This is a genomic window from Sphingosinicella sp. LHD-64 (genome assembly GCF_031157375.1).
Taxonomy (GTDB): domain Bacteria; phylum Pseudomonadota; class Alphaproteobacteria; order Sphingomonadales; family Sphingomonadaceae; genus Allosphingosinicella.
In genome coordinates, this window is the sequence record NZ_JAVIFV010000003.1 from 880,010 (window position 1) to 894,011 (window position 14,002).

Annotated in this window: 18 protein-coding genes; 4 read left to right on the forward strand and 14 right to left on the reverse strand. The window is 67.6% G+C overall.

The window, feature by feature from the left end; genetic code table 11:
• Nucleotides 1-104 precede the first annotated feature (104 nt).
• Nucleotides 105-1,427, forward strand: a complete 1,323-nt coding sequence (locus tag RCO27_RS12290; RefSeq protein ID WP_309002961.1) for an amino acid permease — start codon at nt 105-107, stop codon at nt 1,425-1,427.
• Here the strand turns inward: RCO27_RS12290 and RCO27_RS12295 are convergent.
• The gene (locus RCO27_RS12295) at nt 1,372-2,520 is read right to left on the reverse strand and encodes an aromatic ring-hydroxylating dioxygenase subunit alpha (protein WP_309002962.1); all 1,149 of its coding nucleotides are present in this window, start codon (nt 2,518-2,520) and stop codon (nt 1,372-1,374) included. The two genes, RCO27_RS12290 and RCO27_RS12295, sit on opposite strands and share 56 nt — an antisense overlap.
• 178 nt (nt 2,521-2,698) lie before the next feature.
• On the opposite strand from RCO27_RS12295, the gene msrB reads away from it, so the two are divergent.
• Nucleotides 2,699-3,103, forward strand: coding sequence for a peptide-methionine (R)-S-oxide reductase MsrB (msrB, locus tag RCO27_RS12300; protein WP_309002963.1), 405 nt, complete (start codon nt 2,699-2,701; stop codon nt 3,101-3,103).
• Between the two features lie 67 nt (nt 3,104-3,170).
• Nucleotides 3,171-5,234 (forward strand): PBP1A family penicillin-binding protein, encoded by a 2,064-nt coding sequence (locus RCO27_RS12305; RefSeq protein WP_309002964.1) that lies wholly within the window; start codon nt 3,171-3,173, stop codon nt 5,232-5,234.
• Here the strand turns inward: RCO27_RS12305 and RCO27_RS12310 are convergent.
• From RCO27_RS12310 to RCO27_RS12320, 3 genes are read right to left on the reverse strand one after another with little or no spacing between them, the layout of a single operon-like run.
• On the reverse strand, nt 5,231-5,923 hold the full coding sequence (locus RCO27_RS12310; RefSeq protein ID WP_309002965.1) for a YgjP-like metallopeptidase domain-containing protein: 693 nt from the start codon (nt 5,921-5,923) through the stop codon (nt 5,231-5,233). The genes RCO27_RS12305 and RCO27_RS12310 overlap by 4 nt on opposite strands.
• Nucleotides 5,913-6,344, reverse strand: a complete 432-nt coding sequence (locus tag RCO27_RS12315; protein ID WP_309002966.1) for a YcgN family cysteine cluster protein — start codon at nt 6,342-6,344, stop codon at nt 5,913-5,915. The genes RCO27_RS12310 and RCO27_RS12315 overlap by 11 nt, the downstream gene beginning before the upstream one ends.
• A complete protein-coding gene (locus tag RCO27_RS12320; RefSeq protein WP_309002967.1) occupies nt 6,341-6,946 on the reverse strand; it encodes an SCO family protein in 606 nt (201 codons plus the stop codon). The genes RCO27_RS12315 and RCO27_RS12320 overlap by 4 nt, the downstream gene beginning before the upstream one ends.
• A 61-nt stretch (nt 6,947-7,007) precedes the next feature.
• Between RCO27_RS12320 and RCO27_RS12325 the strand changes: the two genes are divergently transcribed.
• Nucleotides 7,008-7,619: an ankyrin repeat domain-containing protein gene (locus tag RCO27_RS12325; protein ID WP_309002968.1), complete on the forward strand. Its 612-nt coding sequence runs from the start codon at nt 7,008-7,010 to the stop codon at nt 7,617-7,619.
• Here RCO27_RS12325 and RCO27_RS12330 read toward each other — a convergent pair.
• The 10 genes from RCO27_RS12330 to RCO27_RS12375 form a co-directional block, all read right to left on the reverse strand.
• Nucleotides 7,616-8,113 (reverse strand): MmcB family DNA repair protein, encoded by a 498-nt coding sequence (locus RCO27_RS12330; protein WP_309002969.1) that lies wholly within the window; start codon nt 8,111-8,113, stop codon nt 7,616-7,618. The genes RCO27_RS12325 and RCO27_RS12330 overlap by 4 nt on opposite strands.
• 106 nt (nt 8,114-8,219) lie before the next feature.
• Nucleotides 8,220-8,936, reverse strand: a complete 717-nt coding sequence (locus RCO27_RS12335; protein WP_309002970.1) for a cell wall hydrolase — start codon at nt 8,934-8,936, stop codon at nt 8,220-8,222.
• Between the two features lie 164 nt (nt 8,937-9,100).
• Complete coding sequence (locus RCO27_RS12340) at nt 9,101-9,439, reverse strand: DUF1491 family protein (protein ID WP_309002971.1); 339 nt, start codon at nt 9,437-9,439, stop codon at nt 9,101-9,103.
• Nucleotides 9,439-9,915, reverse strand: coding sequence for a PaaI family thioesterase (locus tag RCO27_RS12345; RefSeq protein WP_374990379.1), 477 nt, complete (start codon nt 9,913-9,915; stop codon nt 9,439-9,441). Before RCO27_RS12345 ends, RCO27_RS12340 begins: the two co-directional genes overlap by 1 nt.
• Nucleotides 9,905-10,372: a PTS sugar transporter subunit IIA gene (locus RCO27_RS12350; protein WP_309002973.1), complete on the reverse strand. Its 468-nt coding sequence runs from the start codon at nt 10,370-10,372 to the stop codon at nt 9,905-9,907. The genes RCO27_RS12345 and RCO27_RS12350 overlap by 11 nt, the downstream gene beginning before the upstream one ends.
• Before the next feature lie 65 nt (nt 10,373-10,437).
• Complete coding sequence (gene hpf, locus RCO27_RS12355) at nt 10,438-11,019, reverse strand: ribosome hibernation-promoting factor, HPF/YfiA family (RefSeq protein ID WP_309002974.1); 582 nt, start codon at nt 11,017-11,019, stop codon at nt 10,438-10,440.
• 55 nt (nt 11,020-11,074) lie between these two features.
• A complete protein-coding gene (gene dnaQ / locus RCO27_RS12360) occupies nt 11,075-11,785 on the reverse strand; it encodes a DNA polymerase III subunit epsilon (RefSeq protein WP_309002975.1) in 711 nt (236 codons plus the stop codon).
• 6 nt (nt 11,786-11,791) lie between these two features.
• Nucleotides 11,792-12,385, reverse strand: a complete 594-nt coding sequence (coaE, locus tag RCO27_RS12365) for a dephospho-CoA kinase (protein ID WP_309002976.1) — start codon at nt 12,383-12,385, stop codon at nt 11,792-11,794.
• Nucleotides 12,382-12,999 carry a Maf family protein gene (locus RCO27_RS12370; protein WP_309002977.1) on the reverse strand — a complete coding sequence of 206 codons (618 nt, stop codon included), beginning with the start codon at nt 12,997-12,999 and terminating at the stop codon, nt 12,382-12,384. Before RCO27_RS12370 ends, coaE begins: the two co-directional genes overlap by 4 nt.
• Complete coding sequence (locus RCO27_RS12375; RefSeq protein ID WP_309002978.1) at nt 12,996-13,814, reverse strand: pyruvate, water dikinase regulatory protein; 819 nt, start codon at nt 13,812-13,814, stop codon at nt 12,996-12,998. Before RCO27_RS12375 ends, RCO27_RS12370 begins: the two co-directional genes overlap by 4 nt.
• Nucleotides 13,815-14,002: the final 188 nt, after the last annotated feature.

The following is a 14,002-nucleotide window of genomic DNA, read 5'->3' on the forward strand; positions in this document are numbered from 1 at the left end:
CAAAGGCCGAACCGCAACGTCCGGGGGACGTTGCGCCAAATGATCAAATAACCCCTCCGGTAATTCCTCCTTTGACGCGGCCGCAACCTAGTCCATGCAAGGCCATGGACCCCGTCGCTCCGGCCACACCCAGGCGCGCCTTCGGCTTCTGGATCTGCCTGGCACTCGTCATCGGCAACATGATCGGTTCGGGCTTCTTCCTGATGCCCGCGACTTTGGCGCCGTTCGGCTGGAACGGGGCGTTCGGCTGGCTGGTGACGACCGCCGGCACGCTCTGCCTCGCCATCGTGTTCGGCAGCCTCGCCCGCACGATGCCACGGGCCGGCGGCGTCTACGCCTATTCGCGGGCCGCCTTCGGGCCGTTCCCCGCCTTCATCGTCGCCTGGAGCTACTGGGTATCGATGTGGGTCGGCAACGTGGCGATCGCGACCGGCGTCGTTGCGCCGCTCAGCACCGTCTTCCCCGGAATCGGCGCCCATTCCGCCTGGGTGACGCTGGCGCTGGTCTGGTCGCTCGCCCTGATCAACTGCCTCGGCGCCAGGACCGTGGGCCGGATCCAGCTCGTCACCACCATCCTCAAACTGCTGCCCCTGGCGGCGGTGGTCATCCTCGCCGTCCTGCTGCTCGGCGGTGGCGAGGCGCGGCTCCCGCCGCTGGAAGCGAGCGCACTGACCTTCACCGGCGCCACTGGGATCGCCGCGGCAGCGACATTGACGCTCTGGTCCTTCCTCGGCTTCGAATCGGCGACCGTGCCGGCCGAACGGGTCGAGGCGCCGGAGCGGGTCATCCCGCGCGCTACCCTGATCGGCGTTGCGCTAACCGGCGCGATCTACACCTTCGCCTGCTCGGCGGTCGCCTTGCTGATGCCGGCAGATCAAATCGCCCAGTCCGGCGCGCCGATGGCCGACTTCATAGGCCGCTACTGGGGCGGGCCTGCCGCGACGCTCATCGCCCTGTTCGCTGCGATCGCCGCGTTCGGCGCGCTCAACGGCTGGATGCTGATGCAGGGCGAGCTGCCCTGGGCGATGGCGAAGGACGGGGTGTTCCCGTCATGGTTCGCGACGCTCTCGCGCTTCGGCACGCCGGTGCGCGCCCACCTCGCAGCAACCACGCTCGTCACCATCGTGCTGGTGCTCAACAATGCGCGGTCGATGACCGATCTGTTCGGCTTCCTGATCCTGCTCGCGACCAGCGCCTCGCTCGTCGCCTATCTCGCCGCCTCGCTGGCAGCGATCAAGCTCCGGACCGGCACGACCGCCATGCCGGTCTTCGTGGTCGCGGCGATCTTCTCGCTCTGGGCGCTCTGGGGGGCGGGTTTCGAGGCGATCGGCTGGGGCGCGGTGCTGCTGGCGAGCGGAATCCCCGTCTACTTCATCGCCCGGACCAGCCGGCCGGCGGCGGAACCGCTTCCCGCGTCTGCGGAATGATCCGCCGGAGCTTCTGCGCGAAGCTCCTCAGGCACACCTCGCTCTCGCCCAGCGGCCCCGGCCGGTAGAGCGACGAGCCCATGCCCTGCTGGACGCGGCGGATCAGCACCGTGTCCTCGGCATTGACCTGCCGGTTGATCCGCCAGTTGAGATAGCGCGCTGCTTTCATCTCCCGCCGGTCGTCGGGCACCGCATAGCTGATCTCGCGGATCATCGTCTCGGTCGGCGAGACCGGTACGAAGTGCATGAAATCGACCTGGTCCGGATAGATGTCGAAAGCAACGTTCGGCCAGAGTTTGAAGTAGAGCCAGGTCCGCCCTCCGCCCTCGGGCAGCAGGCGCTGATAGGCGCGTTCAGACAGATTGGCCGATTCTCGCTCGACCAGCTCGCCCGACATGCGATCGACATGCGGCCCCGCCTCGATCGCATAGCTCGCGCCGAACAGGCGGGTGAGGCCGGGATGGGCAATGTCGATGTGGAGCCCGTCCGAATAATTGTCGGCGACATTCTTCCAGTTGACGTCGCGCGGCCGCATCGTGATCCGCCCGATCGCCTCAAGATCTTCGAGCCGATGTGGCGCGATCTCCGCGTCATAGGGCGCCATCATCTCCGCGACGCCCGGCCCGCCGCCCTCCAGCCGCACGAACAGGAAGCCCCGCCATTCCTCGAGCTCGACCGGGATCAGACTCCACTCACTCTGGTCGAAATCCGGATAGTCCACCTTGTGCGGCACGCCGATCAGCCGGCCGTCGGTCGCATAGGTCCAGGCGTGATAGGGACAGGTCAGCCGCCGCGCGCAGCCCTCATGGCCGTCGACCAGCCGCGAGCCACGATGCCGGCAGACGTTGGCGAAGGCGCACACCTCGCCGTTCGTGCCGCGGATCACCATCACGCTCTCGCCGAGGTAATCGAGCGTCCGCCAGTCGCCCGGTGCGGGAATGTCGCTGACGTGGCAGACGATCTGCCAGGCGGGGCGGATCACCCGCGCCATCTCGACGCGGAAATATTCGGGATCGTGATAGACCCAGCCGGGCAGGCTCAGATCGTCGGTCCGGTCGGGGGCGCGGATCGGCAGGCGGGCGATGTCGGACATGGCATCGATGCTATCACATCTCCGTCATTCCGGCGAAAGCCGGAATCTCCCTTCCTTTCGGTGACTATGAAGAAGAGGGATTCCAGCTTTCGCTGGAATGACGATAGAGGATGAAATGTCGCGCCAGACGACTTTTCGCGGGTTTGATCCCAGCCGTCGCGAGGCCCACATTCGCCGCATGGACAAGATGGACCTCCCCGACGCGGAATGGCGCAAGCGCCTTTCGCCCGAGCAATATCATGTGCTCCGCGAAGGCGGCACCGAGCGTGCCTTCACCGGCGTCCTCTACAACAATCATGACGACGGCCTCTATCGCTGCGCCGCATGCGGCAACGAGCTGTTCGACAGCGGCACCAAGTTCGACAGCGGCAGCGGCTGGCCGAGCTTCACCGGCCCGGCCGCGCGCGATCATGTCACGCTGCACGAGGACCGGAGCCACGGCATGGTCCGCACCGAAGTGCGCTGCGCCAGGTGCGACAGCCATCTCGGCCACGTCTTTCCCGACGGGCCGGGACCGGAAGGCCTGCGCTTCTGCATCAACTCGGCCAGCCTCGATTTCGAAAAGCGGGACGAGTCGAAGTAAGCCTTCGTTCAGCCGTTTCGCGCTTCTGCTTGCCGCCATGACTCGCGCACCCTATCCGTAGCCTTCGATGGCCAACGCCGCTCCCCGCCCCCGGTCCCGCGTCCGGCGGTATCTCGTCACCAGCTTCAAGATCGCGGCCTATCTCTTGGTCGTGTCGCTGGTCGCGCTGGGCGTCGCCGTGGCGGTCGCGGTCAACCAGCTGCCGAGCTACACCGAGCTCGCCCGCCGCAACGATCTCGGCCAGATGATCCGGGTGCGCGCCGCCGACGGCACGATCATCCACTCGATGGGGCCGGTGTTCGGCGAATGGCTCGCCTATCGCGACATTCCGCCGGTCATGCGCGACGCGATGGTCGCGGTCGAGGACCGCCGCTACCGCTCGCATCCCGGCGTTGATCCGGTCGGCATCGCCCGCGGCATCTGGATCGGCTGGACGGATGGCGGGCGGGTGCGCGGCGTCTCCACCATCACCCAGCAGCTCGCCCGCAACATCTTCCTCACCAACGACCGCAGCTTCGCGCGCAAGGTGCGCGAGGGCATCCTCGCCCTCGCCCTCGAATGGAAGTTCTCGAAGGACCAGATCCTCGAACTCTATCTCAACCGCGTCTATTTCGGCGGCGGCGCCTATGGCATCGATGCCGCGTCGCGCCGGTTCTTCGCCCACAGCGCGACCGAGATGAGCGTCGCCGAGGCCGCGATCGTCGCCGGCCTCGTCAAGGCCCCCTCCAACTATTCGCCGACCGCCGATACGGAAGCCGCGCGCGATCGCGCCGGCGTCGTGCTGCGGCTGATGGTGCGCAATGGCGCGATCACGCCGGGCCAGGCCGCCATGGCCAATCCGCAGGACATCCAGTTCGCCGCCGATGCCGAGCGCCACGACAGCTCCCGCTATTTCGTCGACTGGGTGCTGCCGCAGCTCGACATGCTGATCGACGAGACCAACCAGCCGCTCGACATCTGGACGACGATCGACATCGGCATGCAGCGTTCCGCCACCGCCGCGATCAACGCCAATGCGCCGCAGGGCGCGCAAGGCGCGCTCGTCTCGCTCGACCGCGACGGCGCCGTGCGCGCGATGGTCGGCGGGCGCAACTATGCCCGCTCGATCTACAACCGCGCCACTCAGGCGACGCGCCAGCCGGGCTCCTCGTTCAAGCTGTTCGTCTACCTGACCGCGCTCGAGGCGGGCTACAATCCGAACACGATTGTCGAGGATTCGCCGATCACCATCAACGGCTGGAGCCCGCGCAACGACAATGGCCGCAATGTCGGCCCGATCCCGATGCGCGCCGCCTTCGCCTACTCGGTCAACACGGTGGCGGTGCGGCTGGCCCAGCAGGTCGGCACGAGATCGGTCGCCGACATGGCGCAGCGCTTCGGCGTGACGACGCGGATCAACACCAGCCCGGCCATGGCGCTGGGCTCCTCCGAAGTGCGCCTCATCGACATGACCCGCGCCTATGCGGCGGTCGCGCGCGGCGGGGTCGGCGTCACGCCCTACGGCATCCGCCGGGTGACCACGGCCGACGGCACCCTGCTTTACCAGCATCAGGACGATGAGACGCGGGTGCTCGTCCAGCCCTGGGTTGCGGCACAAATGACCCAGCTGCTGGAAGGCGTGGTCAGCAACGGCACCGGCCGCGCCGCCAATCTCGGCCGCCCGACCGCGGGCAAGACCGGCACCACGACCGCCAACAAGGACGGCTGGTTCATCGGCTTTTCCAGCGGCATCACCACCGGCGTCTGGTACGGCCGTGACGACAATCGCCGCCTGTCCGGCCTCTCCGGCGGCCGCGCGCCGGCCCAGGCCTTCCACGACTACATGGTCCGCGCCGTCGCGAGCCGGCCGGCGGAGCCGTTCGCGACCGAGGCAGCCGCGCCCGACTGGCAGGTCGCCAACGAACAGGAGATGGACATCTGGTACGCGCCGCAAGAGGGCGACGGCCCGATGGTCGATGCCGACGGCAACCCGCTTCCGCCCACCCTGCAGACCGTTCCGGAAGAAGGCAGGGAGGTCTATGAGGAGGAGGTCCTGCCGCCTGTCGACGAGGGCAAGCCGCCCGAGCGCCTCGATCCGGAATGGCTCGAGCGCGCGATCGATCGTCCACCCCGGCGGGACGACCGCTTCTAGCGCGCGCCGAACCGGTGCAGCCGCGCGCCTTCGCGCCGGAGCCAAAGGCGGGCCGACCGCGGATCGCTGCCGAGCAGCTCCGCGACCAAAGCGTGGAAGGCCGGGCCATGGTTCATGTGGACGAGATGGGCGACCTCGTGCGCGACCGTCGCCCGGCGCACGAAGGCCGGGGCGAGAATCAGGCGCCAGCTGTAGCGGATCGTGCCGCTGCTCGCGCAGCTGCCCCAGCGCGAGACCGGATCGCCGACCCCGACCTTTGACGCCATGACGCCGGCCTTGGTGCCGAACTCGCGCGTCTCCGCCTCCAGCACCGCCAGCGCCCGCGCCTTGAGCCAGCGCAGGACGCGGGCCTGAAGCCCATCCAAAGGACCCCCGGCAACCAGGCGGCCGTCTCGGGCCTCGATCCGGCGCGAGCGGCTCGGATCCCAGTCAAGAACAAGATCCTCGTCCGCAAGTGGAACGACCGTGCCCGGCCCGATCGGCGCGGCGACCGGGATCGCCGCCAGCGCCCGCTCCGCCCAGTCGCGATGGCCGGCCGCCCAGGCGAGCGCACTGCGCCGCGAAACGCGGCGGGGAATGGTGAGCAGCACGGTGCGGGTGCGCGTGTCGACCTTGAGCCGCAGGCGACGCGCGGTCGGGCTGACCCGGATGGTCAGCGGCAGGTCGCCCAGCGCGCGCTCAGAGCTCACGATCGACAAGATAATGTTCGAGATCGCCGACATCGTCCTCCGACACCGTCCAGCCGCGCACCGATACGCCGGCCGCGTGGATGCTCTCCGGATCGCCGCTCACCAGATAGTGCCAGTCGAACAACGGCTTGTCCTCTGCGCGCAGGCGATAAGCGCAGGTCGACGGCAACCAGTCGATCGTATCGATGCTGCGCGCGTCAAGCCGCACGCAATCCGGCACATAGGCCCGCCGGTTGCGATAGTCCTTGCAGCGGCAGGTCTTGCGGTTGAGCAGGCGGCAGGCGACGTTGGTCGGGAAAAGCTCGCCGGTGACCTCGTCCTCCAGCTTGTGCAGGCAGCATTTGCCGCAGCCGTCGCACAGGGCTTCCCATTCCTCGCGGGTCAGATCGCCGATCGGCAGTTCCCAGAAGCGATCCCTCATCTGACCCAGCGTGCGAGTTCCGCAGCGACGCCGTCCGCCCCCTGATCGTGCGGGATGATCGCGACCGGTTCCCCGTTCGGCCCGTAGAGCACGACGACCCTCGTATGGTCGACCAGATAGGCGCCCTGCGCATTCGGCGGCTCGCGATTGTAGTGGATCGCATAGGCCCGCGCCACATTGGCAATTTCCGTCTCGCTGCCGGTGAGGCCGATCAGGCGCGGGTGGAAGTTGCGTACGAAGGCGCGCAGCACCTCCGGCGTGTCGCGCACCGGGTCGACGGTGATGAAGATCGGCTGGACCCGCTCGGCCCGCGCCCGATCCTGCTCCTCGAATCGGCGCAGGCCCGCGCCGATCACCTGCATGTCCACCGGGCAGACATCGGGGCAGAAAGTGTAGCCGAAATAGACCAGCCGGTACATGCCGGCGAAGTCGGTGTCGCTCTGCCGCCGCCCGTCCTGGTTGGTGAGGGTGAAGGGACCGCCCATCGTCGCCCCTTCGAGCGGCGGCGGGCCCGATTGCGCCCCTTGCTGGCAAGCGGCCAGAAACAGCGCGAGCCCCAGCGCGAACGGGGCCAGCAAACGGGCAAAAGCGTTTTCATTCATGGCAATGACCGCCATGCTTTGCTAATCCCCCGCGATCAAGCCGAATAGATATGGGTGCCCCATGGCCCGGACCAACCTTCGCCTACTCCTCGCTGCTCTCGTCGCTGTCGTCGCGGTGCCGGCGATCGCCCAGATGGGCTTCTCGGAAAGCTATACCTTCCTGAAAGCGGTGCGCGAGCGTGATGGCGCCAAGGTCGACGAGATCACCTCCAATCCCAGCTCGACCGCGATCAATGCCCGTGAGCAGGCGACCGGCGACGCCGCGTTGCACATCGTCGTACGACGTCGGGACCTGAGCTGGCTCGGCTTCCTGCTCGGCCGCGGCGCCCGGCCCGACATCGAGACCAATGACGGCTCGACGCCGCTGATGCTGGCCGCCCAGATCGGCTGGCGGGAAGGCGCCGAACGCCTGATCACTGGCCGTGCCAATGTCAACGCCGCCAACAATCGCGGCGAGACCGCGCTCATCTATGCGGTGCAGCGCAACGACCTGCCGATGGTGCGCCTCCTGGTGAGCCAGGGCGCCGATCCCGACCAGACCGACAGCGTCGCGGGCTACTCCGCGCTCGATTATGCCCGCCAGGACCGCCGCTTCTCGGCCGTCCTGCAGGCGCTCCAGAATCCGCAGGGGCGACCCACGACCGGCCAGATGATGGGGCCGACCCAGGATTAGTCGAGCCCGGCAAGACCCGGATCGAGGTCGCCTGCCAGGCGTCGCGCCGCACGCCGCGCGAAACGCAGCGTCTCCGCCTTGCGCCGCGCCGCGGCCAGAGGACGATAGGGCGCCTCGCGGATCACCTCGGCATCATAGCGGTCGGCAATGATGAGCCCGGCGCAGTCGTGGCCCAGCGCCTCGCCGTCGAAGGGCTCCAGCGCGAAGCCCGCCGGCACCGCCCAGAAGAAGCGGTCGCAATAATCGAGATAGTCGGTCCATTTGTGATCGCCGATGAGATCGGCGCGCGACACCTTGATCTCGACAATGGTGAGCAGCCCCCTGCTGCAGATCGCCATCATGTCGGCCCGTCGCCCATTGGGCAGCGGCACCTCGCAAATGCCGTAGAGATCGGAACGGAAGAAGAGCCGTGTCACGCCCCGCGCCACGTCCTGCGCCACCAACGGCAGGCCGGCGAAGCAGTCGGTGCGGGGCGAATCGGGCAGGCTGGCCATCGCGGCAGACTAGAATGAAACGGGAACAAGGGAAACCCGGCGACATAAAAAGGCCCGCTCTCCGGGCACTGGAGAGCGGGCCATGTCCTAGCCGGGGAGCCGAAGCTCAGCGGTAGAAAACGTGGTTTCCGACGGTCGCGACGCGGGTCAGCCGCCAGCGCGGATTGACGTGGCGGGCGTGGAAGAAGAGCGCGCGGGGCGCGGCGCCGTCGGCGAGGTCCTCCATCGCGATCCGGGCGATCGCGACCGCGATCCGCCAGTCGCGCGCGCCTTCCGGCGGCGTCGGGATGACGCCGCGGCGGACGAAGGAGAACTGGCCGGCCTGGCGGACGACGCCGCAGATCGACGACGGGAAACGACCCGAGCGCGACCGGTTGACGATCACGTCGGCGACGGTGAGCTGGCCCGACAGCGGCTCGCCCTTGGATTCGTAATAGACGGCGCGGGCGAGGCACTCGGTTTCCGCGTTCGGCGTGTCGGTGTCGCCATAATCGTCGACCAGTGCCGCGAGCGAGCGGCCGTCGCGCTCCGCGGGCGCATCCCCGGCTTCGTCGGCTTCGTCATTTTCGGGGAAGGCAGGTGCGATCGCATGGGTGGCGACCGGCGTCGAAAAATCGATGTCCTGGGAGAGCTGGCGGCGATCCTCGACCGCGTTTACGCCAAGCCCCGGAGTGGTCTGGACGGTCGCGGCGCCATGCTCCGTATAGGAGATCGCCGGCGTGCCCTCGCTGTCCGAGGCGAGCAGCGGGCCGGCCAGGCCGGCGACCGCACAAAAAGAAAAAGCGACCGCGGCGGCAGCCGCAGCGCGAAACTTGGTTTGCATTGACAATCTTGTCTCTGCGGTCGGCCGATCAAATGCCGGATGGAAACGCCATCCCCGATCGAGCCTCCCGACTCGCGTGCCGTCTCTCTTTTCGAACTTGCGGACGGCCCCCGCTCTTTCACCTGAAGTGCTGTTCTTGGCGCTAGGATTTCACGCTGCAACCGTCAATCGAAAGCACTCATTTCAGCGGCGAACCGTTCGGCCGATGCGATATCCAGTTCGACGATCCAGAGGTCCGGATCGAAGCTGCGCTTGCGCTTCAATAGTCTTTCGAATTCCTCTGCTTTTTCAACATCTTGTGAAGATGCTTGCCATGCATAGCGGCCGTCGGGCTGAAGCGCGCGTTCCAAAAGGCACGCTTTTCTGCCCTTTTCGGCAAGGATCACAGCGATCGCGCCGGCGGTTTCGTCCCCTTTTGCGACAACCACGCCGAACCCGCCTTCCGCTTCCGCCCGGCGAATCAGCGCGCTGGCCAGAACCGCGCTCGCGACCCGCGGCGCCATCAGCGCGGCCGGTAGCCGGCGAGGCTGGAAAGCGGGATGTGCGAGCGCATGAAGGTGCCGGTCCCGCGTCCCGCTTCCTCGCCGTCGGGGGTGAGCAGCCGCGCCTCGCCCACGAACACGCGCCGCCGCCCGCTGATCCAGCGGCCCTCGGCGACGACCGGTCCCGTCCTGAGCGGCCGGGTGAAGACCAGATTGAAGGCCGTGGTCAGGAGGAAGCGGTCGCTGACCATACTGTTGCAGGCGTAGAAGGCGGCATCGTCCATCATCTTGAAATAGAGGGTGCCGTGCGCTGCGCCGGCCGCGTGGAACGTCTCCTCCCCGATCTCGAACCGGATCCGCGCCCGGCCCGGTTCGACGATCTCGAGCTGCGAGCGGAACAGCCGGTTGATCGGCGCTTCGTTGTAGAGCGACTCGAGCGCGCGGAAATGGGCCGCCTCTCCGCCCGGGACCGACGCCGCGCCCGCCTCAGGCGGCATTGCGCGCTTCCTCCCCGGCGAGCAGCGCATAGATCGCGTCGCGCGAGCGGGCGCCGCGCAGCTTGGCGAGGGTCGGCTGGTCGCGGAAGGTCCGACTGACGCTGGCGAGCGCCTTCAGATGATCGGCGCCGGCATCGGTCGGCGACAGCAGCAGGAACACGAGATCGACCGGCAGCCCGTCCACGGCACCGAAATCGATCGGCTGGGTGAGTCGCGTGAAGGCGCCGACCACCTTTTCCAGCCCGTCGATCTTGCCGTGCGGAATGGCGGTTCCGCCACCAAAGCCGGTCGAGCCCAGTTTCTCGCGGGCGTTGAGGCTGGCGAGAATGTCCTTCGCGTCGAGCCCAGTCTGCCGGCTCGCGACGGCGGCGAGCTGCTGGAACAGCGCCTTCTTGTTGGCGGCGGTCAGGTTGGCCTCGACGGCTTCGCTGGAAAGGATGTCGCTGAGATCACTCATGAAATAGCACCGGCAGGGCCGCTCCGACCCATGGAGAGAAGAGTTTCGATTGCGGGGCGAAAGGTTCAGTCGCCTTTGGGCTCGACCCAGCCGATCGTCCCGTCCCCTCGTCGGTAGACCATGTTGAAAAGGCCCGTGCCGCTGTTGCGGAACATGAGCGCGTTGGTGTTGCGAAGGTCGAGGAGCATCACGGCATCGGACACGCTGGAGCTCGGGATGTCGACCCGGGTCTCGGCGACCACGGGTGGGTTGTCGACCGGCTCCTCCGCCTCGGACGGCGGCGCGAAGATGGTGTAGCCGGCGTCCAGCGCCGCCCCGTCATCGGCCTCGGCGCGCGCCGTCTGGGCGTGGCGGTCCTTGAGCCGCCGCTTGTAGCGGCGGAGCTGGGTCTCGATCCGGTCGGCGGCCTGGTCGAAGGCATTGCGGGCGTCGGCCGCGGCGCCGCGGCCCTTGAGGACGACCCCTTGCGGCACATGAGCGACGATGTCGCAGGTGAAGCTGTGGTCGTACGGCCCCTTGCCGAAGGTCACCTGGGCCGAGATCGCCCGGGCGAAATATTTGTCGGCAATCCCGCCCAGGCGCTGGTCGACCTGGGCCTGGAGGGCTTCGCCGGTTTCGATCTGGTGGCCGGAGACTCGGATGTCCATCGCCTGCTCCTGCTTGCTGCCTAAGCCCGGCATTTGGGCTCGGGCGCGGCCAAGGTCAACCGCGGCCGGCCAGCCGGTTCCAGATCGGGTCCTTGATGCCCGAAAGGAACGCGGCGTGGCGCGCCAGCTCCTCGTCCGACGGCGCATGCGCCCGCGGCGGCCGGATCTCGAGAACGACTGGCGCGGCGATCGTCTCGACGACCAGCGCCGCCGGATCGACCTCGATCACCGCGGCGACCAGGCCGAGGCCGATCTGCCGCCCGCCGGTCAGCTCGACATAGACCTGGGCGAGCAGCTGCGCGTCGATCAGCGCGCCATGCTTGATGCGCAGCGAGCGATCGACGCCGAAGCGCGTGCAGAGCGCATCGAGGCTGTGCTTGGCCCCCGGGAACTTCTGCCGCGCGATGGCAAGCGTGTCGACCATCCGCGAATGGCAGACGGTTGGCCTGCCGCAGGTGCCGAGCTCGTGATTGATGAAACCGAAGTCGAACGCGGCATTGTGCGCGATCAGAGGCGAATCGCCGATGAACTCCAGCAGCGCCTCGACCACCGTGTCGAACGGGGGCTTGTCGGAGAGAAAGCGTTCGGAGAGGCCATGCACCGCCTCGGCCTCACTCGGCATCGCCCGGCCGGGGTTGAAATAGGAGTGGAAGGTGCGCCCGGTCTCGACCCGGTTCACCAGTTCGACGCAGCCGATCTCGACCAGACGATCGCCATTGCCCGGGCTGAGCCCGGTGGTCTCGGTGTCGAACACGATTTCGCGCATGGTTCTCTATGAATCGCCGTCCGTCCGGAGGCAAGCGATGATGCGGCGAACCGCTTCGCGCGTCTCCTCGATGTCGACATCGGTCGGGATGACGAAGTCGGCGCGCTTGCGCTTTTCGGCGTCCGGCATCTGGTGGATGAGGATGCGGGCGAACTTCTCCGGCGTCATGTCCGGCCTGGCGAGCGTACGGATCCGCTGCACGTCGGCGTCCGCCGAGACGACCGCGACCTTGTCGACATGCGCGTCGCCGCCGGTCTCGAACAGCAGCGGGACGTCGAGCACGACGAGGAGCGCATTTGCATGTTCGGCAAGGAACGCCTGGCGCGCCTCGCCCACGGCGGGATGCACGATCGCCTCGAGCTGCTTGAGGATCGAGCGATCGGTCAGCACACGCTCGGCCAAAACGTCCCGTTTCACGCCGTCGGGCCCGGTCGATCCGGGAAACGCCGCCTCGATCGCCGTGACCAGCGCACCTTCCGGCCCCTGCAGCCGCCGCACCGCCTTGTCGGCATCGAAGACGGGCACGCCCTCGTCGGCAAACATGCGCGCGACGGTCGATTTGCCCATGCCGATCGAGCCCGTCAGTCCCAGAACGATCATGTGGCGATCATCCCCCTCGAGCGCAGGAAGGCGAGCAGCGGCAAAAGCGGCAGGCCGAGAATCGCGAAATGGCTGCCGTCGACCCGGTCGAACAGCTGCGCCCCCAGCCCCTCGATCCGGTAGCCGCCGACATTCCAGCGCACCTCGTCATATTCCCGCGCGAGATAATCGTCGAGGAAGGAATCGCCGAACTTGCGCATGACGAGGGTCGCCGTCTCGGTCGCACGCCAGCAAGGCCGGCCATTGGCGACGACGACGGCCGCAGAGTGGAGGAAATGAGTCCGGCCCCTCAGCACGCGCAATTGCATCCGCATCTCAGCCACCGAGGCGGCCTTGCTGAAAATCTCGCCAGAATCGGTTTCCAGCACCTGATCTGCGCCAAGCACGAGCGCGTCGGCAGCCGCCGCGGCGCTGAGCGCTTTTCCTTCGGCCAGATGATCAGCGACGGTCCGGCCATCCGGATCCGAAGCCAAGACCTCAGCCTTGGCCTGCTCCTCGTCGAAGGGCGCATCGACGACCTCGAACGAAACGCCCGCGGCGTCGAGCATGCGCCGGCGCGTGCCGCTTTTCGACGCAAGCAGCAGCCCTGTCCTGAGCGACGCCGAAGGGTTCACGCCGCGCCCTCGAGCCGCTCCATGTACAACCTGACGATGGCGAGCGCGCTTTCCTCGATCGAGCGGCGCGTCACGTCGATCACCGGCCAGCCATTGTCCGCGAACATCCGCCGGGCGAAGGCGAGCTCGCCGTTCACCGCATCGCTGTCGACATAGTCGGTCTCCGGTGCCTGGTTGAGCGAGAGCAGCCGGTTGCGCCGGATCTGTATCAGCCGCTCGGGATTGGTGGTGAGCCCGACAATCAGCGGATGCGTCAAGCGGAACAGCGCGTCCGGCGGCGGCGAGGCGGGGACCAGCGGCACGTTCGCGACCTTGTAGCCGCGATTGGCGAGATAGATGCTGGTCGGCGTCTTGGACGTGCGCGAGACGCCGGCGAGGACGATGTCGGCCTCCTCCCAATTCTCCGGCCCGACGCCGTCATCATGGGCGATGGTGAACTGGATCGCATCGACCCGCGCGAAATAGGCGGCGTCGAGCGCATGCTGGCGTCCGGCCCGGCCCTTGGCCTGATGGCCGCTGACGGCCGCCAGCGCGTCGAGCACCGGGTCGAGCACCGACACCGCATTGATCTGCCGCTGCCGGCATTTGCGTTCCAGCTCTTTCCGGATCGTCGGATTGACGACCGTGTAGAGGACCAGCCCCGGCCGCCGCTCGACGTCGTCGAGTACCCGGTCGAGATGGCCCTCGGACCGTACCATCGGCCAAGGGTGGCGGATCGCCTCGACGTCGTCGAACTGGGCGAGGCAGGCATTGGCGACCATGTCGAGCGTCTCGCCGGTGGAGTCCGAGAGGAGATGCAGGTGGAGCTGCTTCATCGGCGAGCGCCGATTTCGGGCCTGTGGAAAACCATGGGGAAATCGCTAGCTTAACCCTGCGCATCGCCGCAAGGACAGGATTCGCCCACGTCCGCCGCCAAACCGCCCACAGCTCGGCGAACAGTGCGCAAGATTCACGCACCGCCTGTGAATACCGGGGATGGCATTCGCGAATCCGCGGGAGTCCG